Consider the following 24,287-nt stretch of genomic DNA (forward strand, 5'->3'; position numbering starts at 1 on the left):
TATCTAATGAGGTAGTATGTTTAATCTGTTTTTAACTAAAAAAATCAATTATATTTTCTTTCACCTCTGTGCTGTCTATTATGTTATTTACTCTTACACGAAATTCAGATGAGTTTTGAAGCCCGCTACTGTACCATCCTATATGTTTGCCGGCCATCTTTATTCCTGTATCGCTTCCATAGTACTCAAGAATACTGTCATAATGCTTGAGTATTATGCTTAATCTCTCTGAGGCTGTTGGCTCAGAAACTTTATTTCCACTCAAAAAGTTTATTGCTTGATTAATCAGCCAAGGTTTGCCGTAAGCACCACGACCTATCATTACTCCATCTGCCCCAGATTCTTTAAGTGCACTTTGAACATCATTCAAACTCTTAATATCTCCATTTACTATAACTGGAATTTTTACCTGCTCTTTAACATTTCTAACGAATTTCCAATCTGCTTGACCATTATAAAGCTGTGCCCTTGTCCTTCCATGTACAGTAATCATCTTTGCTCCCAAATCTTCTGCAATTTTTGCCAAGCGCGGAGCATTACGATTTTCGTCATTCCATCCAGTACGCATTTTTACTGTAACTGGCACACTCACTGCCTTGACTACAGCTTCTATTATCTCAGCAGCCTTTTTTTCATCACGCATAAGTGCTGACCCTGCGTAACCGTTTACAACTTTTTTAACTGGACAACCAAAATTTATATCTATGATTTTTGCACCCATGCCCTCATTTAACTTTGCAGCTTCCGCCATAACATCAGGCTCACAACCAGCAAGTTGTACAGCGGTTAGTTCATCGACTTTTGCTTTTTGCATGCTCTGGCGAGTTTGCATGATCATAGCTCTGCTTGCAATCATTTCTGAGACTAGCAAACTTGCACCAAGTTTCTTTACAATACTCCTAAATGGATAGTCAGTCACTCCAGACATTGGCGCTAAAATAACTGGAGAATCAATCGTCAAACTTCCTATTTGTAGGGACATAGATTTTATAGATTAATTACTTAAGCCCAAACGTCTTGCACACGTTGTAGTAACATTTTGAATAATCGAACTTATGGTAGATTGTGCCTCCTCTTTCTTACTATCTTCAGAAATGAGCTGCTGTATAGTATCATGTAAAATTCCACCTTCAGCAATGGATTCTTTCCACTCTTCATCCTCCATAAGTGCTTTTGCGAACTCTCTTCTCTTCTCGTGCAATTGTCCTGGACTAGGCTTGTACTTTGATAACTCTCTGTCAATTTCATCAAATGATTTATCCTCGTTGAGCATTTCCGTAATCCTATGAGCATTTTCTAAAGCAAATACTCCACAATTACAGCCATCTTTTTGCTGATCAACTGCAGAACTCTTTATGCTATCATTTCCTATCTCTAAGGTTTCCTGCAATATGCCCACTATATAACTAGTATCAATTGGCTTACTAACTAACTTATTTCTATATTCTCTTGCATGACCTAATGTTTTTTCAACATCATCTTTTTTCTCTTTAAGGCTAGCATTATCTGGATTATTTTCTCTTTTCCGTATTAAACTTCCCACCTCATTATTTAAGGGTACTAGACACTTCTCAGCAATCTCATTAGCAAGACTTATATCGTCTTTTACCTTTCCTTCAACCTCATTTGGTAATTTATTACCAAATGAGTCACAATAATAAGCTCTAAATTGTCTGTTACCATTACATGTGACTATCAGTGTTACCCAGTGATTTCCTCCTAAATTAATAATCGAGGCAAAGATTTTTTTTGTGTTCCCTTGTTCTATTTTATACTCTTTCAGTTTTGAGTTTAAAGTACTCACATCACCAGGAATACAAAAAACTACATTGCCACTTGAATTTTCTGAATAGTTATATACAGCTCTTGCAATATGAGAAATATCATGTTCTTGTAGCCAGTAATAGTAATTTTCTCTATTTGTCTGATGCATAAGAGTTTGTAAATTTTCATGAAACTCTTTGCCACCCAAACCACTATCTCCTGAAGCATTAGAATTTCTACGACTATTGTTACTTGAGGCAGGTTCACTTCCTGGTACAATACCACTATCTGTAGATGGAGAATAGGAATTTCTACGTACCCTCTGATCCGAATCATTTGTTTGTCTTGATATAGTATCTAGTCCACTATCCAGTGATTTACTTCTTGTGAATTTTTGCTCTTTTGGACTCTTTTCTTCCTTTACAGTTCCTTTTTCATCAACATAACCTTTTACCAAGTAAAATAAAGGTTCAATAACCATCTTGTATGTCGCTGCAAGCACTATTCCCATTAAGATCCAAGCTATAGGGTTGGAGATGAGCATAGCAAGTGGTAAGGTTAAGAGGAAAGATCCCATTATTAATCCCAAACAGCCAATGGTAAATGTAGTCGCCAAATATATACAAAAAGCGTAGACAGCAAATCTTCCACTAGCCTTAAGTTTAGTGAAGTGAGTACTCTCTTTAGATTTATTGTATCTTTCTATGATGGCTAACATATTATATTTCACGTTTATCAATTCTAGCAAATTATGAAGGTAAAATCAATATTAGCATTTATATGTAAAAATATTGAGCATTCAAAGCTTTTGAAGTAGAGTAATGATGTTAGTAATAGCACAACATATGCATGATATAGAACATATACGCAAAAACCCTAAAGGATTTGAAAAAGCAATAAAAAGCAGAGGGGTGAAAGAATTTACTACAGAAGAAATATTAGAGATTGACCATAAAAAAAGATCACTGACTACTAAATTGCAAGCTTTAAATAAGCAACGAAACGAGGTCACGGAAGAAATAAAGAGGCTTAAAATGAACAAAAGCCCATGTGAAGAACAAGTAAAGTTATCAAAAAGCATCACAAGTGAGATAGAGACAATCAGCCTCAAGGAGCAAACAGAAAAAAATAAGTTAGTGGATATTTTATCTAACTTACCAAATATTTCTGCACAAAATGTACCAATAGGTGAAGATGAGAGCTCCAACGTAGAAATCAGAAAATATGGAGAAAAAAGGCAATTTAGTTTTATGCCAAAATTTCATTATGAACTCGGAGAAAGGTTAGGCTTGATGGATTTTGAACAAGCAGCAAAAATTTCTGGATCAAGGTTTACAATACTAAAAGGACAGTTAGCTAAGCTTGGACGAGCATTAATAAATTTTATGCTGGAAACACATGTTAATGAATTTGGTTATACTGAAGTGCATCATCCAGTTTTAGTAAAGGATAGGGCGATGTATAATGTTGGTCAACTACCAAAATTTTTTGATGATTCATATTTAACTACCGATAAATTAAGATTAATTCCCACAAGTGAAGTAGTTTTAACAAATTTAGTTGCTGACAAAATAATAGAAGAAAAAGAACTGCCTATTCGTTTTACTGCATATTCAGAATGTTTTCGTAAAGAAGCTGGTAGCGCAGGACGAGATACAAGAGGTATGATAAGGCAACACCAATTTGGTAAAGTGGAGTTGGTAAGCATCACAACTGAAGACCAGTCAAATGATGAGCTTGAACGCATGACAAATGCTGCTGAGGAAATATTAAAAAAATTAGAACTACCGTATAGAATAATGCTGCTTTGTAGTGGTGATATGGGCTTTGCTGCACAAAAGACTTATGATATAGAGGTATGGTTACCTGAGCAAAATAAGTACAGAGAAATATCAAGCTGCTCAAATTGCGGTACGTTCCAGGCAAGAAGAATGAACACTAAATACTTCTTAGAAACTGACAGAAAAACAAAAAAATACGTTCACACTTTAAACGGCTCAGCTTTAGCCATAGGAAGAACAATTGTTGCCATAATGGAGAACTATCAAAATTCCGATGGGTCAGTTACAATACCAAACGTGTTGCAAAGATACATGAGTAATGATACTGTTATAAGCAAACAATAATTTTGACATATAGAAAAGCGAGGAAATAAAGATGAAGGTTCTGGTTATAGGTTCTGGTGGGCGTGAGCATGCTTTACTTTGGGCTTTAAAGAAGTCTCCTACCTTGACTAAGTTATATGTTACTCCTGGTCGCCCGGCCATGGAAAATTTTGGAGTTCTTGTGAATATAAATATTCAAGATTCAGTGGATGTTATACAATTTTGCAAGAAAGAAAATATAGAGCTAGTAATTATTGGTCCAGAGCAACCGATAATTAATGGACTTGCTGATGATTTAGCTGCAGAGGGAATAAATGTTTTTGCTCCAAGTCAAGCAGCTGCAAAACTTGAGGCATCAAAGTCTTTTACGAAGGAACTATGTAAACAGTATGGTATACCAACTGCAAAGTATGAGCGTTTTATTGATGAAAGGTTAGCTAAAAATTTTGTCCGTAGTAATAAAATAAAATTTCCGCTTGTAATTAAAGCAAATGGAATTGCAGCAGGGAAAGGCGTCATAATATGCCACACAGAAAATGAAGCTTTTTCAGCAATAGATTCAATGCTAGTGGAGAAAAATCTTGGTGAGTCAGGTGAAGAAATAATCATAGAAGAGTTTTTAATTGGAGAGGAAGTAAGTTTTTTTGCTCTTATTGATGGGTTGAAGGTAGTAACCCTTGGGTGTGCAAAAGATTACAAGAGAGTTGGTGAAAATAACGAGGGACAAAATACTGGAGGCATGGGGTCATACTCATCACCTTCGATTATAAGTAAGGAGATGGAGCAAAAAATTATCCAAAAAATAATATATCCTACAATTCAAGCACTGACTAACATGGGAACATCCTATAAAGGCGTACTCTTTGCTGGTTTAATTATTTGCAAAGATAGTCCAAAGCTTCTTGAGTATAATGTTAGATTTGGGGATCCGGAAATACAATCTATTTTACCTAGACTTGATCCAAATTGTGATTTGTTAAAGTTGATGTTGTCAGTTGCAGAAGGCAAGTTAAATACAAAAATAGTGGAGTTTAATCACAAAACTACAGTTTGTGTAGTTGTTGCAAGTAAAGGCTATCCTGGTGATTATCAAAAAGGAGAGGTAATTAAAGGATTGGATAAAATTGAAAACATTCCTGGTGTGCTAGTTTTTCATGCTGGTACTAAGTTGGATGAAAGTGGTAATTGGATTTCCGATGGCGGAAGGGTGCTAAATATAGTAGGAGAAGGAAATACTGTGGAAGAAGCTAAAAGTAAAGTGTACTCAGCGTTAAATTTTCTAGAATGGTCAGGTGGGTTCTTCAGGTATGATATTGGTAGTTAATTTAGCTCATGCAGAAACAAAAAAAGTCACTTTGTAAGCAGTAAACTAAAGAAAAACATGATATCTGTTCAGATTCATGTGAAACCAGTGCTTCTTTTCTTGTCATGAAAGTAGCTGACACTGGGATCCAGGTTGATGAAAGCACACTAGCATAGAAAGTGGTTACAACGTTTTCGATGAGATTATATGGAAAACTGGATTCCAGTGTCAAGCACTGGAATGACACCCTCTATTATGCAAATTACCTGCTAATTGCAATGTTCGTACAGATGTGGGTCACGCGCTGAAATAACACCCTTGGTGGTAACAACTAAAGAAAAATATCAACTAGGTTTATAGTCTATTACTACTGTTTTTGCAATTTTGTCATAAAACGTTTGTTTGCGTTGATCAAATATTGCAAACATTAAAACTAAAGTTAGTATAATAAAAAGGCATCCAGAAACATAGCCAGGCAAAAGATAAGACAGAAAACTATAAATAACCCAAATGCCTTCCCTAAAAATGTATCTTATTGTTGCTTGCATTAGAGTAACGTTTTTAAATGTATTTGCATCTTTTATACGTACACTGCACAGTAATCTTCCTGGGGTGCAACCGTACTTTGTTATTGTTAATATATTAAATATTATATATGTTATAAGCAGTGTTGCCATAAGAATTGTCATGTTTTTATCCACATTATCTAGATCAAAAAGGAGTGAAACGAATGCTATTATCATCCATAAAACACCGTCGACCACACATGCTGAAACTCGCCTTAGAATTCCTGCATAACTTATTTTAGTATCCATACACTTTCCATATTTTGCAATGCTATAACCACTATAAAAGTTCATTATGAAATAACCGTAAATATGCTATTTTAGCAACATTGACCCACTTTATTATTTGAATTAACATTAAGTCATTTGTAGTTAGGAAAGTTATGTCAACACCAATCACAGTTGCGTATGGTGACGGTATCGGACCAGAAATTATGGAAGCGGTGCTGTCGATATTGCGTGAAGCGAAAGCAGAGATCTCAATAGATATTATTGAAATAGGGGAGCGTGTTTATAGTAAGGAATGGTCTCATGGAATTTCTCCGAGTGGTTGGGAATCTATCGAAAGGACAAAGATATTACTCAAATCTCCAACAACAACCCCTCAAGGTAAAGGGCACAAAAGCTTAAACGTTGCGCTCAGAAAGAACTTAGGGCTGTATGCAAATATTAGACCATGCATTTCGTATCACCCTGTTATAGAAAATAAATTCGATAAATTTGATGTTGTTGTAATACGTGAAAATGAAGAAGACGTTTATACGGGAATAGAGCATAGGCTCACTGGTGATTCTTACCAATGCACTAAAATTATTACTAGATCTGGCTCAGAAAAAATATGCAGGTACGCTTTTGAATATGCGAAAAAACATAACAGAAAGAAAGTAACTTGCCTGACTAAAGACAACATAATGAAAATGACTGACGGCGCTTTTCATGCAGCGTTTGATCGTATTGCAAAAGAATATCCGGATATAAAGGCGGAACATTATATAGTTGATATTGGAATGGCACGTGTTGCCACAGAACCCGAGAATTTCGATGTTATAGTAACTGAAAATCTATATGGCGACATATTATCAGATATAGTGGCACAAACCTCAGGTTCTGTAGGGCTTGCAGGAAGTAGCAATATAGGTAATGAATATGCAATGTTTGAAGCGGTTCACGGCTCTGCTCCTGATATTGCAGGAAAAAACATAGCTAATCCTTCTGGTCTTTTAAATGCTGCAGTGCATATGTTGGTCTATATCGGTCAAGTGAGTACTGCAAAGCTAATTTACAATGCATGGTTAAAAACCTTAGAAGATGGAATACACACTGCTGATTTATATAAGGAGAAAAAGAGCAAGCAGAAAGTTGGGACAAAAGAATTTGCACAAGCTGTTATAGATAATCTAGGAAAGAAACCTGCAACATTAACTGAGCTTATAATTAGCAGTGATTTGGATAGTAAAATAAATAAAGTACAAGACCATTACGAACAAGATTACAAAGTTAAAAAGCTAGTGGGTAGTGATATAGCGCTTGCTTGGGACAAATCCAACAATTTTGATCAAATAGTAAGATTATTTGAATCGAGTAATCTGAAAATGATAGCAATATACTCAAAAGGACTTGCAATTTGGCCAGGAGGCTCAAAATCTTCAAGTGACCAAATAACCTGCAGGTTTATCGCAAATAATGAAAAGCAAGCTATTACAAATATTGATGTGAATAACTTGCTAATCAAACTTGAAGAAAATAGCTTTGACGTGGTGAGAATGGATAAATTGTATTTATATGATGGAAAAGAGGGTTTTTTCTCCTGATTATTGTTTAATGTTTTTGTGTTTGCGTAAAACACTAAATATGATATATTTATGTGAGGAATAGTAATGAGTCAACATTTTAAGTTAACTAATCAGGAGTTTCGTGATAATGCTAATCTATTCGACATATTAGAAATAGAAGCTAAGCAAGTTGTAGACAAGAATTATGAAGAGCTTAGCGCAATTTTGAAGAAGCAGCATAAGAAGTTAATTCTTGCAAACCATCCTGACAAAGGTGGAGACAAAAATAGATTTGATCAGATTTATAAAGCTTATCAAGAGCTAAAAAAGTACATTGAACCTTTGGAGTCAGGAAATCCTTGTGTTAAAGTCAGTGTTGGTGCTGAAAGTAATGGACGTTTAACGGCAAGAGAGTTTCACTATAGGAGAAAGTTGTTTAACGAGCTAAAAATCAGTGAGGAAGAAGCTGTAGGTAAAGATTTTGATGGGTTGATTGCTATACTAAAAAGAAATGATTGTTCGTTTGGAGAAGACCTAAAAAGCTATAATGAACTTCAGGCTCAAATAGAGAGGATTTTGCTAAATCCAAATTTAGATAATTTTCAGAAGAGTGTACAAAGTGCAAAGTTAATGCAAGAGTTATATCAATATATAGCAAAGCCAAGCATACAATTATTCAATTATATTACTCCTCTAAAAGAAAAGAGAAGCCTAATTGAAGAAGATAAAAAGACATTAGCATTGAAATTTATAGAGCGCAAAAATGCTCTAATGTTAGTACCAAAAATAAGTTTTCTGCCTTTAGCTATATTAACTACAATTACTATAGGTTGCTATTTTTCATGGTGGATCATAGCACTTAATATCATTATTAATAACGCCTCTCGTTTATTAGTAGGTCATTATATGAAAAAGTATGCCAATTCAGAAATTTCTACTGATGAATTCATAAGTAAGATGAGCTATATCGAGCTAAGCAGTAAACTTCTTATCAACTATCCTTTAGCTGCTTTTTCTGTTTATTTAGTTACAATAAATTTCATTGCTAATGGATTAACTGTTGGTGGAGCTGTACTTGGTCCACTATTGTTATTGGCAGTATTAATTGAAGCATTAGCTCCTATTTTCTCAAAAGGCTGTGAAATATATGCTGACAAGCACACAAAAGATTTACTAGAAGAGGATCCAAGAGATAGAGTGCAAAAGGAGACTGATCTGTTAGGACGGTATGATCCACGAAAACTGTTAATGCCAATTATCATGCCTCTTGTTAGAAAATGTTTTGCAGAAGTGGCAAGCGAGTTTGCTGAAAGGAATTTTGATGAGGTAAAAACTGATATGTCTGATGTTAATATTGAAGGACTATCTAATCCTCAAGCAATTGAATTTACACAGCAAACAGTGTAGTATAAGCTTTTAGCTCTATGCATGGACTCAAAAAAAGTAGAATTAATATTTGAAAAATTTCAACAGTCAAATCCTGCGCCAAAAATAGAGCTAAATTATACCAATCATTTTACGTTATTAGTTGCAATAGTTCTGTCAGCGCGGACGACCGATATAAGTGTTAATAAAATTACAAAGGAGCTATTTAGTATCGCTGATACGCCAGAAAAAATGTTGAATCTTGGGCAAAGTGAGCTGAGAAAATGCATAAGCAGTATTGGTTTATATAATTCCAAAGCAAAAAATATAATCGGGCTCAGTAAAATATTGATTGAGAGGTACAATAGCAAAGTGCCTACTAATTTCGATGATTTGGTATCTTTACCAGGGGTTGGGAGAAAGAGCGCTAATGTGTTCTTAAATTCAGGGCTTGGTATTCCAACATTGGCAGTTGATACTCACGTTTTTAGAGTGAGCAATAGAGTTGGGCTTGTGAAAGAAAAAGATGTACTTAAAACAGAGCAGTCTCTTTTGAATGTAGTGCCAAAAAAATACCTACTTTATGCTCATCATTGGCTAGTTTTGCATGGTAGATATGTTTGCAAAGCGCAAAAACCTTCGTGTGAAACATGCATAATTCATGATTTATGTGAGTTTGAATGCAAGAGGTTAGTATCTCTTCTTTTTTAATTCAAGTAGCTCACAGAGGTGAAAAAGATTACTTTACACATTTTTCCATTTTCCTTATCATAAGACTGAAGGTATTTTATTATCTTCAATCTGTGCAGATTAAACGACAAAAGTATTATACAGTTGGCGTCTTATTTTTAATTTTTTGCACTATGTGCACCTTATGTCTTCACAATATTTCTAGGTTTTTACCTACATAAGCTGAAACGAGCTTATAAAACGTTTAAGACAGTATAGAACGCCAATTTTCAGGATTAGAGAGTAACAACTAGCTAACGTGAGAGATCTTTTGCCTGGTTGGAAAAATGTAGGCGACTTTGGAAAAATTGCGAGCGTAAACTTAATACTAGCCTACAAATTTGCTTTTACTTCTTTCCTCCTCAAAAGATTATGAACAGGTTCTAAGAGATAAGAAATATAAACCAAAAAGCCATTGGATGACAAAGTTAATGCTTTTTTAGTTTTAATGGTTTATATTTTATTTCTATAACAGTAAAGGAATATTAAAATGGGAGATGTTTTTTCGATGTCAATGAAATCTTCTAAAGACAATAAAGATAGAAATGAACAATTTCTCATGCAAGTAGCTGCTTGGTTGGTTGATAACACTAGCTTAACTTTTGATCAAATAGCACAATGTTGCAAGTTATCCCTTGAAAAAGTACAAGACATAGCTGATGAGGAAATAGAAGTTGAAAAGTATGACCCTATTATTTCTGAAATAATTACTGAAAAAGAAATCGATAATTGCAAAAAAAATCCAAATCGTGTACCAAATTTGATTATAAAAAATATGAAAAAAAGGGCAAAGACGATTAGCTTTCTTGCCTTTGCTTCCACAGCAAGGCGTAGAGATAAACCTAATGCGATTTATTATTTGGTAAAAAAATTTCCTATCTTGAACAATAATGTGATAGCTAAGCTAGTTAGTACAACAAATTACACAGTTGAGCAGGTAAGAGATGGATCTCATCATAACATACTCAATATCAAACCTCAAGATCCTGTACTACTTGGTTTATGTAGCCAGGAAAATTTAGAAGCGGAAGTAGAAAAAGCGAAAGTAGAAGAAGAGAAGAAACAAAGATTAAAAAATATAAATAATAGCTATTGATGATTCTCAAATTCTTGTACTTTGTTAATATTAAATTGACTTGACTTGTTAGTTTTTATCAGTATAATGTAAGTAAAGTATCTAGTTTAATAATAATTAAGTCTAAATACGCACTAAAAACTAGCTCAGCCTAATTTATTGTTTTATACTCACATTTTAGGTTAGTAAGCATCAATTAAAATTTTTGGAGGATTATGACAACAATCAATGAAGATGTCTTAGCAAAAGGAGAGGTTGTAGGTCAACCTGAAAAAAGCGAACAAATTCATAATGCTGACGCAGCAAAACAAATGACCAGTGAAGGTGCTGAAAAAAACAAGAAAACATTGGACCTGAGCGAATTGAAAGAGAAAACAGCAGAAGAATTGTTAGAGCTAGCTGAAGAAAGAAAAATTTCAACTAGTGGTAAAGGCAATGGCAGGATGCTAAAACAGGAAATGATATTCAGTTTAATGAAGAAAATGAGTGAAGAAGGAGGCATAACCACAGGAAGTGGAGTAGTGGAAATATTGCCTGATGGTTTTGGTTTCTTACGTTCATCAAGTGCAAATTATGCTCCAAGTACCGATGATGTTTATATTTCCAATGGCCAAATAAAGAAGTTTAATTTACGTACAGGAGATATGGCATGTGGAGAAATAAGGCCACCTGGTGATAAAGAAAGATATTTTACTTTAACTAAGGTTCACAGTATAAACTCTACTGAAATCAGTGAATTAAGAAAGTACGTACATTTTGATAATTTGCTTCCACTTTATCCTGAAAAAAGCCTCATCCTTGAAAACAACATTAGCGGAGATAATAAAAAAGATATAAACATGCGTGCTGTAGATATAGTTACACCTCTTGGAAAAGGACAAAGAGCATTGATAGTTGCTCCACCTCGTACAGGAAAAACGATATTGCTTCAGCAAATGGCTCACTCTATAGCTACAAATCATCCTGAAATAGAACTAATAGTATTACTTATAGATGAAAGACCCGAAGAGGTGACAGATATGATACGCTCTGTAAAGGGTGAAGTGGTAAGCTCTACATTTGATGAACCTGCCTACCGTCATGTCCAACTTGCTGAAATAGTAATAGAAAAAGCTAAAAGAATGGTTGAACACAAAAAAGATGTAGTGATTTTGCTTGATTCTATAACTCGCCTTGCACGTGCTTATAATGCAGTCATTCCTTCGTCTGGAAAGGTTCTAACCGGTGGTGTAGATTCAAATGCGCTGCAAAGACCAAAACGCTTTTTTGGAGCAGCTCGTAATATTGAAAATGGTGGTTCTTTGACAATCATCGCTACAGCCCTTATAGAAACTGGTTCAAAAATGGATGATGTTATTTTTGAAGAGTTTAAAGGCACAGGTAATGCTGAAATTATACTAGATAGAAAACTTGCTGATAAACGTATATTCCCTGCTATTGATATTACAAAATCCGGAACAAGGAAGGAAGAGCTATTAGTTGATAAGGCCATACTAAATAAAATATGGGTATTGCGTAGGATACTTAACCCTATGGGATCTGTTGAAGCAATGGAGTTTTTACGTGACAAATTACTTTTAACAAAGAGCAATGCTGACTTTTTTAACTCCATGAATCACTAAAAGTAAGCCAATTCTGATGGAGCAAAAAAGCAAAGCTCTCTTATAGCTAAAATAATTTGGATTTATCAAAATATATTAAGCTGGCAATCTACCTTAAGTTGCTATTCCAACTTATAGCACTGATTTAGATGACATCTTTTTGACTCTTAATATTAATATCAATTGTGTACCAGTGTTGAAATGACCCACTCAAAAGGGGATTGTATTTACTCTGAATCAGATGATAAATTAGATGCTTGGTAAGCGTAATTTGGAGCTTCCTGTGTAATGATTATATCATGAGCATGACTTTCTCTTAACCCTGATGAAGTAATAGTGACAAATTTGCAGTTTTTTTTCATCTCTTCTATATTACGGTTGCCAGTGTAACCCATTGCAGCTTGCAACCCACCAATTAACTGATAGATCACTCCTGAAGCTGGACCTTTAAAAGGAACTCTTGCTTCTACTCCTTGTGGGACTAAATCAAGTTTTGAATCTTGAAAATAACGGCTAGCTGACCCTCGTTTCATTGCACTAATAGATCCCATTCCTCGATATTCCTTATATGCTCTACCCTTATACATGATAATCTCACCTGGGCTTTCCTCAGTACCAGCAAAGATTGAACCTATCATCACAGTATCAGCACCAGCTGCAATAGCTTTTGCAACATCTCCCGAATATTTTATTCCACCATCAGCAATTAGTCTGACGTTTTTTGCTCTACACACCTCTGCAACATTCTTGATTGCAGAGAATTGCGGCATACCAATACCTGTAACTATTCTGGTAGTACAAATTGATCCGGGCCCTATTCCAACCTTTACTGCATCAACACCAGCATCAATTAACGCTTCAGCAGCCTCCTTTGTTGTAATATTTCCGCCGATTAATTGCGTATTCGGATACATCTTTTTTATTTCCTTAATGGTGCTGATAACGTTCTCGGAATGACCGTGAGCGGTATCTACAATAACCACATCAACTTCTTCTTCGACCAAAGCTTCACATCTTTCTATACCGTCTTTTTTACCAGTACCAATTGCAGCGGCAACTCTGAGTCGACCTTTACTGTCTTTACATGAATTTGGATATCTATTGTATTTTTCGATGTCTTTAACTGTGATTAGACCTATGCAACAAGAATTTTCATCAACAACCAAAAGCTTCTCTATTCTATTTGCATGCAACAATTTCATTGCTGAGGCGCTGTTTACTGCCTGCTCTCGAACTGTTACTAACTTATCTTTTGTCATTACCTCGGAAACTTTTATATTCATGTTCTGGTCTTCAATAAACCTCACATCTCGATTAGTTAAAATTCCCACTAACTTGCGTTGATCAACTACAGGAATGCCGGAATAATTATACTCTCTCATTAATGAAACTGCTTCTGCAACTGTTTTATCTGGGGAAATTGTAATTGGGTTATACACGATCCAGCTTTCATATTTTTTCACCCTTCTTACTTCTAACACTTGTTCATCTATTGATAAATTCTTATGTATGCAACCTATTCCACCATGTTGGGCAATAGCTATTGCAAAGCCTGATTCAGTGACAGTGTCCATTGCAGAGGATATGAGAGGGATATTTAGTTCTATATTATTTGTTAGATAAGTTCTTGTGTCTGCATCACGAGGCAATACATCAGAATAGGCCGGTAAGAGAAGTACATCGTCAAACGAATAACAAGCTTCCATTTTTTTCATATGCTTTATTTAAAGCTTATACGCCAATTAATGAAATTGCAATAGAGCTTTTGCAAAATTAGCCTAGCTCCAGCTATTTTTAGATCAAAATAGGATAGAAGAGGTATGTAGCTCCTAATATATTTATCGCATAATTATATTATTTGCTAGCAAACAGAACTGCTCAATAGTTAAGCTTTCTGGACGTTCGTCTCCACTCAGTTTAGCATTCTCAAGAGTAGTTGAGACATCACTAGTTATACTTTGCAAGCTATTTCTCAGCATCTTTCTTCTTTGAGCGAACACAGCACGTGTTAGCTTTGTTAAGGTTTCTAAATTTACTGCAAATCTTGGAGTGGGTAAAGGTTTTACTGTAATTACTGAAGAATATACTTTTGGTCTTGGAAAAAATTCCTTAGGTTCAATATCAAATTCCTTTTTTATGTCGCATAGTAACTGGCTTAGCACTGATAGGGAACCATAATCTTTAGAATTAGGTTCTGCTGTAATACGCTCTGCTACCTCCTTTTGGAACATTAACGTCAAATTCGTAAAAAATTTTATATTATTTAACCACTTTAAAAATAACGCTACTGAGATATTGTAAGGCAAATTAGCAATGACTTTGACTGGACATTCTACCAGCTCTTTTTCTACAACATTAAGTGCATCTGCTTCTATAATTCTATATTTTCCCTGATGCTCATTTAGCAATTGTTCGTGATGTTTCACTAAACTACTATCTTTTTCTATAGAAAGTAGAAACTTTGGATTATATGCCAATATTTCTCTTGTTAACGCACCATACCCAGGACCAATTTCAATAACATTAAAATCTTTCAGGCTACCAGCTAAGGCAACTATTCTTTTTATTATCTCATTCGATAAAATAAAATTTTGCCCTAGACTCTTTTTTGGCTTCAGTAAAAATTTTTTCATATGATCTTAGTATGCAGTATTTTAAAAATTAGTTGACGAAAATTCATCAATAATTGTATATTGTCAGTGTATTTAATGCCGGCTTAGCTCAATTGGTAGAGCAACTGACTTGTAATCAGTAGGTTGTCAGTTCAAGTCCGACAGCCGGCACTCTCATTCATATAAGAAAAATTGATGTCTTTTTTAATAGTAGCAAATTGGAAAATGAATGGAACACGTTCTTCATTTGTTAACTTTATAGGCAAACTTAACAACAAGAGCAACGAAATTACCTCTAAATTAGTAATTTGCCCTCCTTTTACATCATTTCCAAGCAATATAGAGTTGAACAACAATATTAAAATAGGAGGACAGAATTGCCATCATAAAGAGTTCGGTTCTTACACAGGTGAAATTAGTGCAGGAATGTTGAAGGAACTAGGATGTAGTTACGTAATACTTGGACATTCTGAAAGGGCTCATGAAAAAGATAGTGAAATAAAACTTAAATCGAAAACAGCAATAGAATCAGGATTACACCCAATCATCTGTGTAGGTGAAAACTCAGAAGATTATAAAAATAAAAAAACAAAAGAAGTAATAGAATATCAATGCAAAAACCGTTTGCCAACACAAGGTGAATATACCATAGCATACGAACCGATATGGGCAATAGGAACAGGAAATGTGCCAAATAATGACGCAATTGCTGAGGTGATAGAGATAATAAAATTGTGTACTGGTAAAAAACACATTATATATGGTGGCTCAGTCAGCTCAGAAAATATAGGAAACTTGCTCAGTATTCCAAATCTATTGGGAGTTTTAATTGGTAGTGCAAGCTTAGATTTTGATCACTTTTATCAAATTATACAACAAGTCGAGAAAAAACTTTCTCTTAATTAATTCTAAAGTATAAATACTCTTATTGTAATGGTAAGGGAGTTGGCAAAATGTGTCAAGGAGTTTTCTATTGGCTAAGGTTGTGACAATAAAGTTAAGCACTGCCAAAAACTATGGAAGAAGTCATTATAATTTGTATTATATCTTTATAAAATGGTTCGCATAAGTTATCTAGAAGTGCAACTAAACAAATACAAAAATCAAAGTGTTGCGGTTTTCGGCCTTGGTAAAACTGGTTTGTCCGTTATTAATGCTCTAACAAAAAGCAGTGCAAAAATATATGCATGGGATGATAATAAAGAGCAAATAGCAAATGCAAAAAAGATATATAAAGAGTGTAACTTTACTCATCCCAATGAGTATAATTGGCGTGAGATAAGCACACTAATTTTGAGCCCTGGAGTGCCAATACCAACGCATTGGGTAGTAAAACTTGCAAGAAGCTTTGACTGCAAAATAAAATCAGACATTGAGCTATTTCTTGAAACTAAAACTACAAGCCAGAAGGTTGTAGGCATCACTGGAACAAATGGCAAATCAACCACCACGTCACTAATAGGGCACATATTAAAATCCACAGGGAAAAAAGTAGCTATTGGCGGGAATTTAGGTGTGCCTATTTTGGATTTAGAAAGAGATGCAGAAATTTATGTAATTGAATTCTCCTCTTTTCAATTGGAGCTAATGAATGAAATTAATGTGGATATTTCTGTATTGCTCAACATCACACCAGACCACATAGATAGACATGGAAGTATGAATAACTATATAGCAACTAAACTAAAATTGATAAACAGTAGCAAGATTGCCGTGATAGGATGTGATAACAAAATTACCGCTGATGTATTCAATAAATTCACTGGGAACAAAATTCCAATCTCAGCTTCGATGTCACCCTCTTTGTCATCCCAGTGCCTAGGCACTGGGAAACTAGAGAATCATAGCTTATCAGTAAGCGACGTGAAAATAAACCTAGTATCCAATGTAGAAAATATAGTAGCTGCACACGCTGTGTGCAAGTTACTTGGAGTAGATAGCAGCACTATTGTCAATGAAATCAAATCCTTTCCAGGGCTAAGACACAGAAATGAATTTCTTGGCAAAATACATAATGTACTTTTTATCAACGATAGCAAAGCAACCAATTCAGAATCGACCGAAAAGGCAATTTTATCTTATAAAAACATATATTGGATTGTTGGCGGAAAAAGCAAAAAAGGCGGAATAGAATCATTAAGCAAGCATTTCACCAAGATTAGAAAAGCTTTTCTTATTGGAGAATCAACTGAAGTTTTTGCAAACATTATGGAGAACAAAATAGATTATATGAAGTGCTATAATCTAGAAAACGCATTTAAACTGGCTTTTGAAGAGGCCATAAATAGCAAAGAAGAAGTAGCGATATTACTTTCTCCTGCATGTTCTTCTTTTGATCAGTGGAAAAATTTTGAAGAGCGCGGTGAAGCATTTTGCAGAATGTTTGAAAATCTCAGGTACAATTATATGTGATGTTTAGTATAATATTGTATGGAACAAAAGTTAATAGTAGATGAGCTGATTAAGGTTATTCCATTTGAAGGAATAAGTGATGCAACCTTATTGAAAGTGTGCACGAACCTTAACCTAGCCAATAGTTTTTGTAAATTTCAAAATGGAATATATAGTGCTTTGGAGTACATAGCAGAGGACTTAAATAGCTCAATGGAAACTGAACTTTGGAATTCCAATTTAGAAGATATGAAGGTAAGAGAGCGGATAAAGTTAGCTGTCCAAATACGCCTTTCAAACTATGCTAAGTTACAAAATTACAGAGAGTTTTTAAAAAACGTTTTATCATTCTCTATATTACCAAAAAATGCATACTTTTCTAGTAAACTCTTGTACAGAACTGTTAGCACGATTTGGTATGGCATTCATGATCAATCAACAGATTTTAACTACTATACAAAAAGAGCAATATTAGCTGGAGTGTACTTAAGTACGATACTTTTTTTTATCAATGATTATTCAGAAGATTTTGCAGATACCCTGTCGTTTCTTGACAAACGTATCAACAATGTCATGACATTTCAAAAGTTTAAAACCCGTTTGAATAGAATGGTAAGAAACTTCTTATAGACTCTTTACTTATACGAGTTACTCGTATTTATACCTAAAGCTGCCTTGATTTTTATGTTAAGATAATTGAACATCCACTAACAGTGAGCTTAACAAAGAACTTGATTGAAAGCAATACATTAGAAAGTAGTTTTGCTGGAAACTTGAAGTAGACAGAATTGATACACATAAAGCTGATCCATGTACAAAAGTATCTGTTCAGATACACGACTAATGCTGTGTGATCCATAGAGGTTATTACAATAAGAATGTAAGATCAAATAGAAATTTGGATTTGCAGTAGTTTATAGACCTTATTACAATTGCAAAGGATAAATTCTAGGGTTAAACTACGTCTGAGTTGGATAAAACTATACAAAGAGTTGGGTCATGCAGGAAAGGTATGTCAGCATTATGGTATTTCACGTTTTACCTTACGTAAATGGTACAAACGTTATGAAGAGTTAGGTGAAAAAGGATTAGTAGATCTCAGTAGTAAGCCTAAAACTTCACCTTTGCAAAAGATCAATGACTCAGATGAGCAGCTTATTCTTCATCTAAGACAAACTAGAAAGCTAGGGGCAAGGCGTATTCAAACCGAGTTAAGACGTCTATATGATTTATCCTTGTCATTGGCTACTATACACAAAATTTTCAAAAAACATGATGTAAGTCTTCTGCATGTTAAACGTCATTATCGCAAACAGGTCAAGCGTTATAACTGTAAAGTACCTGGAGAGCGTGTGCAGATGGATGTGTGCAAAATATCGTCAGGGCTTTATTCAGGAAATTGTGGACTTTAATATATCGGATTTAGTAACTTCAATAAATTGTGATATCTCTCTTACAGATTCATTCAAACTTAATTAAGTGGGAGTATTGTTAATGCGAAAAGGGTTTAATTAAAATGGTATGGCGTGTGAGGAAGACATACATCAATTGGTAGAAAGTGGATTTGATATTAACTCAAAAGATGTAAGCGGAGTCACTCTCTTGCATAAGTTTACAAAAGAAGGCGATTTAGTTGGAGTAAAATCATTATTAGAGCACGAAGCTGACTTTAATGTTGTGGACAATGAAAATAGAAATCCACTGCATTATGCTATTATGCATGGACACAAAAAAATTGCTAAACTTCTTGTTAATCAATTGACAATTAATTCTAGAGATAAAAATGGATTTACTCCACTTCACCTTGCTACACTACAAGATGACACAGAATTAATGGATTTTTTAATAACAAAAGGCGCAAAAGTTAATGAAAAAGATGCTGAGGAAGGCTATACTCCTCTTCACATAGCTTCATTATACGGTTCTAAAAAGAGCGTCCAGATTTTAATTGATAGCGGAGCAAATCTTGAATGTGAAGATAACAACTTTCGTACTCCTTTATTTTTGACCATTTATCAATGTACTACACATTATGAAAGTAGAGCAGAGATTATAGAATATCTGATAAAGAAAGGTGCAAACATAGAAGCAAAAGATGCAGAAAATAATACTACGCTTTTTCTAGCAGCATATAACAACAAAATGCAACTGGTAAAGCTTATTGTAAAGCAAGCAAAAGCTAAGTTAAAAGAGTTTATTTGCACAAAAAATAAACATGGTTTTGATGCACTGGATTGCGCTATTAAGCATAATAATAGGCAAATGGTAACATTTCTTGTTTCAAAGGGAATAGAAGCAGATGACCAAGATTGTAGCGGTAACACCAGGTTACATAAAGCTAGCTATAATGGTGATACTAAAGCAGTTAAGTTCTTATTGGAGCTTAAGGTAAACGTTAATGCCGTCACTAGATGCAACAGAACTCCTCTGCTACTTGCAGCTAAAAAAGGCCATGTAGAAATTGTAAGAATGTTGTTAGCAGTAAAAGCCAATATGAATATTTGTGATCAACAAGGTTTTTCACCTCTGCATCTTACTATTCAAAAGGATTATTTTGATATAGCTCAGCTATTAATAGAAAAAGGGGCAATTAATTGTAGTAATGATTATACTGCAATAGATATGTTTATTGACAAGGCTCATAGCAAAAAAAATATTGAAGAAAATTACAAAAAATTTTGTAGGTTTTTGATGCTTTACTTGAAAGAGCTACATAGTAAACACAAAGCCTTTTGTGTACTTTCAATCCTAGCTCTAAGCTTAACAATTATAGGTTTACCATTTATTTTCAAGCCTATTATTAAATATAGAGAAAGAAGTAAAATATATAAAAAAATTAGGGCTATGCTGATTTATATTTAAGTATAACAGGAGAACTAAGCTAATATATGACAATTATCTGCTCGATAAAAATGGAATTAAATGTATCTGTTTAGCAGAGTGGCAAAATAAAATAGACAAAACCATAAAAATAAATGGTGTCATGCAATTTGAGCTTCGGCATAGATCCCACATAAATTTTTTGGTACATATTTTTTCAACATTAATTTCGTATTCCATTCAAAGAATATTAATATTGGCATATAAGTATGAATATTATGCTAATATAATTACTTTTTAGGTATACATGGCAAATTTATGCCTGGAAACAGTTTTTCCTACACTTTCTTTATAAAAATCACAGGCGCCTGTTATTAGCTAAAGTAAAGGTCAAGTATCTGGAATTCTGGACATAAAATCCTCCTGTATAAAAAGATTAGAAAAAAATGCAGCGCACATATGACAGACCGCTGAAAAAGATACGCTACGTTTTTTATTGAAAAGTTAACTGAAAGTCTGCAGACAAAGATAGATTTTGAGCTCTTAAAATATCTCTAATTGTCATTATAATCAGATTCAAAATATGCGGAAGTAATTTTTTTTGACAATAGATTTCTTGCATAACCAAGTGTCATTCCAGCTGGGATCCAACTAAGTTGGTAAACACTTTACAACGTTTTTTGCGCGAAAAGGCTGGATGCCAGTGTCAGCTACTTGCATGACATCGTCTTGGATGAAAATCAGTACGTGATGCACCAAAAATTGTGCATCAAAAGGGTGTCATTTGAGTAACTTTTTTGTTGTCATGCCAGTGTCAGCTACTTTCATGACACCTATTTGTTCCTATGATAGTCTTATCTGTCTATCTTATTTTGCTACTCTGCTGAACAGATACGTTTTTTTTACCTTTTTTATTCTGTAAATTTTTTAGTATTTGTATGTTTAACATAAGAACTACACAAGACTAAAAATGGTGAATCAGCATTACCTTAAAGAGAGTACCCATATTTTCAGTTAACCTTAAAAATTCACTGAAGATCTTATTCTTCTGTTCATTACTTGCATTTTTCATTAAAGCTTGTGCTCTTTCCTTTATACCAAAAAGGTGTAAAAATTCTCTTTGAGTCAAAATCTCACAATTTACGTGCCTTAATGAATCTTTTAATGATTGAAAGTTCACAAGTGCAGTGATGTCACTATTACCGACGTTTTCAAGAAAATTAGTATATTTATGCTGCCTTATCGATTGCAAAGTGCTCTTGTATGAAGGATATACATAACCATAATCTATAATCAGGGCAGCTCCTCCGTTATTGACTATCTTATTCTCAAGTTTCTTTAATATTTCGATTCCGGCTAGGCATACTTCCACTACTGCACCATTGAAACCCCCTGTCATTCCAGTCTGGAATCCAGTTTTTGGTCTGGTTAAGCACTGGAGTGACAATGAAAGACTGCCATCATCTTGTTTTATTACTCTATTTTCATACCACTGCCCATCACGATAAATAAATTGGTCAATTGGAAGGGCGTCAAATAACTCATTTGCAAAAAAAATAGTTGGCTGATTTGGTAAGTTGTCGACATCTGTGTGCCAATTAATATCTAATCCCTTTAATTTTTCCTTTTGTATTTTCTGTAAAATAGGGCTTATCTCAACTAGATGAATGTCCATTGAGCTAAAAAAACAGCTATATTTTTTGGTGACTCTTATTACATCATGAATGAGTGTTCCTTTACCTGGTCCAAGTTCAACTAGAGAAAATTTTGATGGCTTTCCTAATTTTTCCCATGTATTCATTATCCACACTGCAATTGTTTCACCAAATAGCTGACTAATTTCAGGTGCAGTAATGAAGTCACCATCTTTGCCAAGTGGTAATTTATTCATGTAATAGCCGTACTCTTTATGATATAGAGCAGCATTCATAAAATTACTGATGGATATTGATCCTTGGCTTTTATCAATTAATTCGTGTATATAAGTAAGCATATTATTAATAAATGTTTAACTATAGCGTGCCATACTATAAAATAGTGGAGTATTTATATATATAATATAAGTTTAAAGGCGATAGTGCTTTGGTTATGAATAGTCAAGATACGGATTATGTTACCCTTATACCTCAAGATGATGGTGTTGAATATAAATTTGAAGAAGTTGTCAATTTTGTAGAAAATAAGGTTGTAGGTGCTGATGGATTAACTTTAGCGGAGGTATTTCAAGCATTAGTTAAAATGCTGAATGGTGACCTAGAGTTAGTAAAAAAAGTGTTAGCATATGCTAATATTATGGTAAAGCATGGAATGAGGTTAGCAAAAGAGTCACAGCTAAACAGAGCCGATGTTCGTTGAGCTTTAGAACGCAAAGAAAGTGTGTTTAATAGGCAAGATTTTATCAAAAAACCACCTCTTGTATCTTCTATAAAATCGGTTAAAAAGAAAAGTAGAGGTCTTTAAATGGTTGAGTCTATAAAAAAATTTACTGTACAGTGTGATTTCAAAGGACAGAATGCACCTTTTGCAGTATATATAGGAAATCCAAAGGGTGATACTCATCCAATTCACCATCAAGATTCATGGCTTGCAAAGGAGCGTGGAGGAAACATTCCTAATAAAGTTAAAGAAAGTTTGCAAAAATTATACAAGCTGTCTCAAGAAAACGGGATCTCTTTTCCAGAATTATGCGCATATGCCATTACTATAGTTAGTAATAATGATAAAAAAAGTGACGGTAAGTAGTTAGATTCTCAATATTTCATTTATAGAAGTTTTTGATCTCGTCTTCTCGTCCACTTTTTTTACTATAACTGCGCAATAGGTTGAAATGTTGTTTTTAGGTGGAGTAGATCCTGGTACAACTACAGAGTAAGGTGGTACTTCACCATAAAATATCTTGCTTGTTTCTCTGTCAATAATTTTTGTTGATGCTCCAATAAACACCCCCATACTAAGGACTGATCCTTCTCTTATTATGACACCTTCGGCTACCTCACTGCGCGCTCCAATGAAGCAATTATCTTCTATAATGACTGGAGAAGCTTGAATAGGCTCGAGAACTCCGCCTATTCCCACTCCACCGGAAATATGGCAATTTTTTCCTATTTGTGCACAACTACCAACTGTTGACCAAGTGTCTATCATTGTACCAGAATCAATATATGCACCAACGTTGATAAAGCTTGGCATTAGAACAACATTTTTACCTATGTAAGCAGATTGGCGGACAAAACATCCAGGGACTGCTCTAATTTTTGACTGGTAAAATTTTTCCTCATTCCATTCACTAAACTTGCTACCAATTTTGTCAAACCAGCAATTGGTATTGTCTATTATTTTGCTTTCCTCAGTGAGAAAATGTAATAATATTGACTGCTTTATCCACTTATGTACTATCCATTCTCCACTTGATAGCTTTTCTGCTACTCTAATTTTACCACTGTCAAGTAACTCAATTACCTCTTTGATTATTAATCTTGCTTCGTGTTTTAGATTATAGTCGTTAAGTTTTTCTTTATCTTTCCAAATATTTTCTATCTCATCTTGTAATTTTTTAGTTGCAAATTTTTCATTTATTATATACATATTGATATCAAATTTATATTATTTTATACGTAAGCACTATGAAAATACAATGTCATAATTGTACTAAAACTTACTTAGTATCTCGTGGGCAAATAGGTGAATCTGGAAGAAAAGTGAAATGTACAAACTGCAATCACATGTGGCATGAGTATCTAAAAGAAATGTCAAGTGAATTGTGCCCTGCTGGTATACAAGAAAAAAAAGCTAACTGGAGGCAAAGTTTAACTCTAGCTTTTGCAACAGTTGCAGGGTTATGCGTTATAATTGTTGGTGGTATCTTTCCAGGAGAGGTAAGTAAGATATATAAAGCAGTTAGTTCATATAAAGATTCAATAAGCCATAAATTAGGATACAAAAAAGTGCAAACGGAAAATTCAAGTGCGAGAGAACTTGTTGTAAATGAGTTTTATCAAGATTACCTTTTTCTATCTAATTTTAGATCTAATTAAATAGGCATAAGTCATCAATGTTATGCAAGTAACTACACTTATTCCTTTATGGTAGTGTCATTCCAATGTCAGCTACTTTCATAACACCCTATGGTTGTTATTACATCGTTTACTATAGATTTGTTTCAGAAGCTTACATCCAGAAAACTT

The 24,287-nt window shown here is 34.2% G+C and carries 21 protein-coding genes, 1 tRNA gene and 3 pseudogenes; 18 read left to right on the forward strand and 7 right to left on the reverse strand.

All coding sequences use genetic code 11. The features are described from left to right. Positions 1-31: 31 nt before the first annotated feature. Together dusB and OPR42_RS05905 are read right to left on the reverse strand one after the other, a co-directional pair. Entirely contained in the window at positions 32-982 is a 951-nt protein-coding gene (gene dusB, locus OPR42_RS05900) for a tRNA dihydrouridine synthase DusB (protein WP_265042109.1), read from the reverse strand. Positions 983-994: 12 nt separating this feature from the next. Continuing rightward, complete coding sequence (locus tag OPR42_RS05905) at positions 995-2,482, reverse strand: hypothetical protein (protein WP_213864008.1); 1,488 nt, start codon at positions 2,480-2,482, stop codon at positions 995-997. A gap of 127 nt (positions 2,483-2,609) precedes the next feature. Between OPR42_RS05905 and serS the strand changes: the two genes are divergently transcribed. From serS to OPR42_RS08915, 3 genes and pseudogenes are all read left to right on the forward strand, one after another. Continuing rightward, positions 2,610-3,890: a serine--tRNA ligase gene (gene serS, locus OPR42_RS05910; protein WP_064085932.1), complete on the forward strand. Its 1,281-nt coding sequence runs from the start codon at positions 2,610-2,612 to the stop codon at positions 3,888-3,890. 31 nt (positions 3,891-3,921) lie between these two features. Next, positions 3,922-5,193 (forward strand): phosphoribosylamine--glycine ligase, encoded by a 1,272-nt coding sequence (purD, locus tag OPR42_RS05915; protein ID WP_265042110.1) that lies wholly within the window; start codon positions 3,922-3,924, stop codon positions 5,191-5,193. A gap of 183 nt (positions 5,194-5,376) precedes the next feature. Beyond that, positions 5,377-5,442 (forward strand): annotated as a pseudogene (locus OPR42_RS08915) (WPE palindromic element domain-containing protein); the annotation flags it as partial. Between the two features lie 74 nt (positions 5,443-5,516). On the opposite strand, the gene OPR42_RS05920 reads toward OPR42_RS08915, so the two are convergent. Further along, entirely contained in the window at positions 5,517-5,987 is a 471-nt protein-coding gene (locus OPR42_RS05920; RefSeq protein ID WP_265042111.1) for an RDD family protein, read from the reverse strand. Positions 5,988-6,121: 134 nt separating this feature from the next. On the opposite strand from OPR42_RS05920, the gene icd reads away from it, so the two are divergent. The 6 genes and pseudogenes from icd to rho all read left to right on the forward strand — a co-directional run bounded on the left by icd (position 6,122) and on the right by rho (position 12,301). After that, complete coding sequence (gene icd / locus OPR42_RS05925; RefSeq protein ID WP_264719588.1) at positions 6,122-7,549, forward strand: isocitrate dehydrogenase; 1,428 nt, start codon at positions 6,122-6,124, stop codon at positions 7,547-7,549. A 66-nt stretch (positions 7,550-7,615) separates the two neighbouring features. Beyond that, entirely contained in the window at positions 7,616-8,917 is a 1,302-nt protein-coding gene (locus OPR42_RS05930; RefSeq protein ID WP_265042112.1) for a molecular chaperone DnaJ, read from the forward strand. 21 nt (positions 8,918-8,938) lie between these two features. Beyond that, positions 8,939-9,586, forward strand: a complete 648-nt coding sequence (nth, locus tag OPR42_RS05935; RefSeq protein WP_010402332.1) for an endonuclease III — start codon at positions 8,939-8,941, stop codon at positions 9,584-9,586. A gap of 279 nt (positions 9,587-9,865) precedes the next feature. After that, positions 9,866-9,980 (forward strand): annotated as a pseudogene (locus OPR42_RS05940) (IS5/IS1182 family transposase); the annotation flags it as partial. A gap of 114 nt (positions 9,981-10,094) precedes the next feature. Further along, on the forward strand, positions 10,095-10,700 hold the full coding sequence (locus tag OPR42_RS05945; protein ID WP_265042113.1) for a cell cycle transcriptional regulator TrcR: 606 nt from the start codon (positions 10,095-10,097) through the stop codon (positions 10,698-10,700). 194 nt (positions 10,701-10,894) lie between these two features. Next, positions 10,895-12,301 (forward strand): transcription termination factor Rho, encoded by a 1,407-nt coding sequence (gene rho / locus OPR42_RS05950; protein ID WP_265042114.1) that lies wholly within the window; start codon positions 10,895-10,897, stop codon positions 12,299-12,301. Between the two features lie 206 nt (positions 12,302-12,507). On the opposite strand, the gene guaB is transcribed toward rho, so the two are convergent. Next, on the reverse strand, positions 12,508-13,995 hold the full coding sequence (guaB, locus tag OPR42_RS05955) for an IMP dehydrogenase (protein ID WP_265042115.1): 1,488 nt from the start codon (positions 13,993-13,995) through the stop codon (positions 12,508-12,510). 123 nt (positions 13,996-14,118) lie between these two features. Next, positions 14,119-14,913 (reverse strand): 16S rRNA (adenine(1518)-N(6)/adenine(1519)-N(6))-dimethyltransferase RsmA, encoded by a 795-nt coding sequence (rsmA, locus tag OPR42_RS05960; RefSeq protein WP_019236635.1) that lies wholly within the window; start codon positions 14,911-14,913, stop codon positions 14,119-14,121. Positions 14,914-14,990: 77 nt separating this feature from the next. Between rsmA and OPR42_RS05965 the strand changes: the two genes are divergently transcribed. From OPR42_RS05965 to OPR42_RS05990, 6 genes are all read left to right on the forward strand, one after another. Then, a tRNA-Thr gene (locus OPR42_RS05965) sits at positions 14,991-15,063 on the forward strand. Between the two features lie 24 nt (positions 15,064-15,087). Then, positions 15,088-15,798, forward strand: a complete 711-nt coding sequence (locus OPR42_RS05970; RefSeq protein WP_052264645.1) for a triosephosphate isomerase — start codon at positions 15,088-15,090, stop codon at positions 15,796-15,798. A gap of 150 nt (positions 15,799-15,948) precedes the next feature. Continuing rightward, on the forward strand, positions 15,949-17,304 hold the full coding sequence (gene murD / locus OPR42_RS05975; protein ID WP_265042116.1) for a UDP-N-acetylmuramoyl-L-alanine--D-glutamate ligase: 1,356 nt from the start codon (positions 15,949-15,951) through the stop codon (positions 17,302-17,304). 18 nt (positions 17,305-17,322) lie between these two features. Next, entirely contained in the window at positions 17,323-17,913 is a 591-nt protein-coding gene (locus OPR42_RS05980; protein ID WP_265042117.1) for a COQ9 family protein, read from the forward strand. Positions 17,914-18,215: 302 nt separating this feature from the next. Continuing rightward, positions 18,216-18,695: a helix-turn-helix domain-containing protein gene (locus tag OPR42_RS05985; protein WP_265042118.1), complete on the forward strand. Its 480-nt coding sequence runs from the start codon at positions 18,216-18,218 to the stop codon at positions 18,693-18,695. A 109-nt stretch (positions 18,696-18,804) separates the two neighbouring features. Next, a complete protein-coding gene (locus OPR42_RS05990) occupies positions 18,805-20,145 on the forward strand; it encodes an ankyrin repeat domain-containing protein (RefSeq protein ID WP_264683079.1) in 1,341 nt (446 codons plus the stop codon). Between the two features lie 922 nt (positions 20,146-21,067). Here OPR42_RS05990 and OPR42_RS05995 read toward each other — a convergent pair. Continuing rightward, positions 21,068-22,096: a class I SAM-dependent methyltransferase gene (locus OPR42_RS05995; RefSeq protein ID WP_265042119.1), complete on the reverse strand. Its 1,029-nt coding sequence runs from the start codon at positions 22,094-22,096 to the stop codon at positions 21,068-21,070. Between the two features lie 95 nt (positions 22,097-22,191). Between OPR42_RS05995 and OPR42_RS06000 the strand changes: the two are divergent. Continuing rightward, a pseudogene (locus OPR42_RS06000) lies at positions 22,192-22,563 on the forward strand (hypothetical protein). Then, positions 22,564-22,845 carry a DUF2610 domain-containing protein gene (locus OPR42_RS06005; RefSeq protein WP_052264858.1) on the forward strand — a complete coding sequence of 94 codons (282 nt, stop codon included), beginning with the start codon at positions 22,564-22,566 and terminating at the stop codon, positions 22,843-22,845. Here OPR42_RS06005 and dapD read toward each other — a convergent pair whose 3' ends face one another. Next, entirely contained in the window at positions 22,846-23,688 is an 843-nt protein-coding gene (gene dapD / locus OPR42_RS06010) for a 2,3,4,5-tetrahydropyridine-2,6-dicarboxylate N-succinyltransferase (RefSeq protein ID WP_064085332.1), read from the reverse strand. A 38-nt stretch (positions 23,689-23,726) separates the two neighbouring features. On the opposite strand from dapD, the gene OPR42_RS06015 reads away from it, so the two are divergent. Next, positions 23,727-24,137, forward strand: a complete 411-nt coding sequence (locus OPR42_RS06015) for a zinc-ribbon domain-containing protein (RefSeq protein ID WP_007302100.1) — start codon at positions 23,727-23,729, stop codon at positions 24,135-24,137. Positions 24,138-24,287 lie beyond the last annotated feature (150 nt).

This window comes from Wolbachia endosymbiont (group B) of Melanostoma mellinum (assembly GCF_947251465.1).
In the GTDB taxonomy this organism is placed as follows: domain Bacteria; phylum Pseudomonadota; class Alphaproteobacteria; order Rickettsiales; family Anaplasmataceae; genus Wolbachia.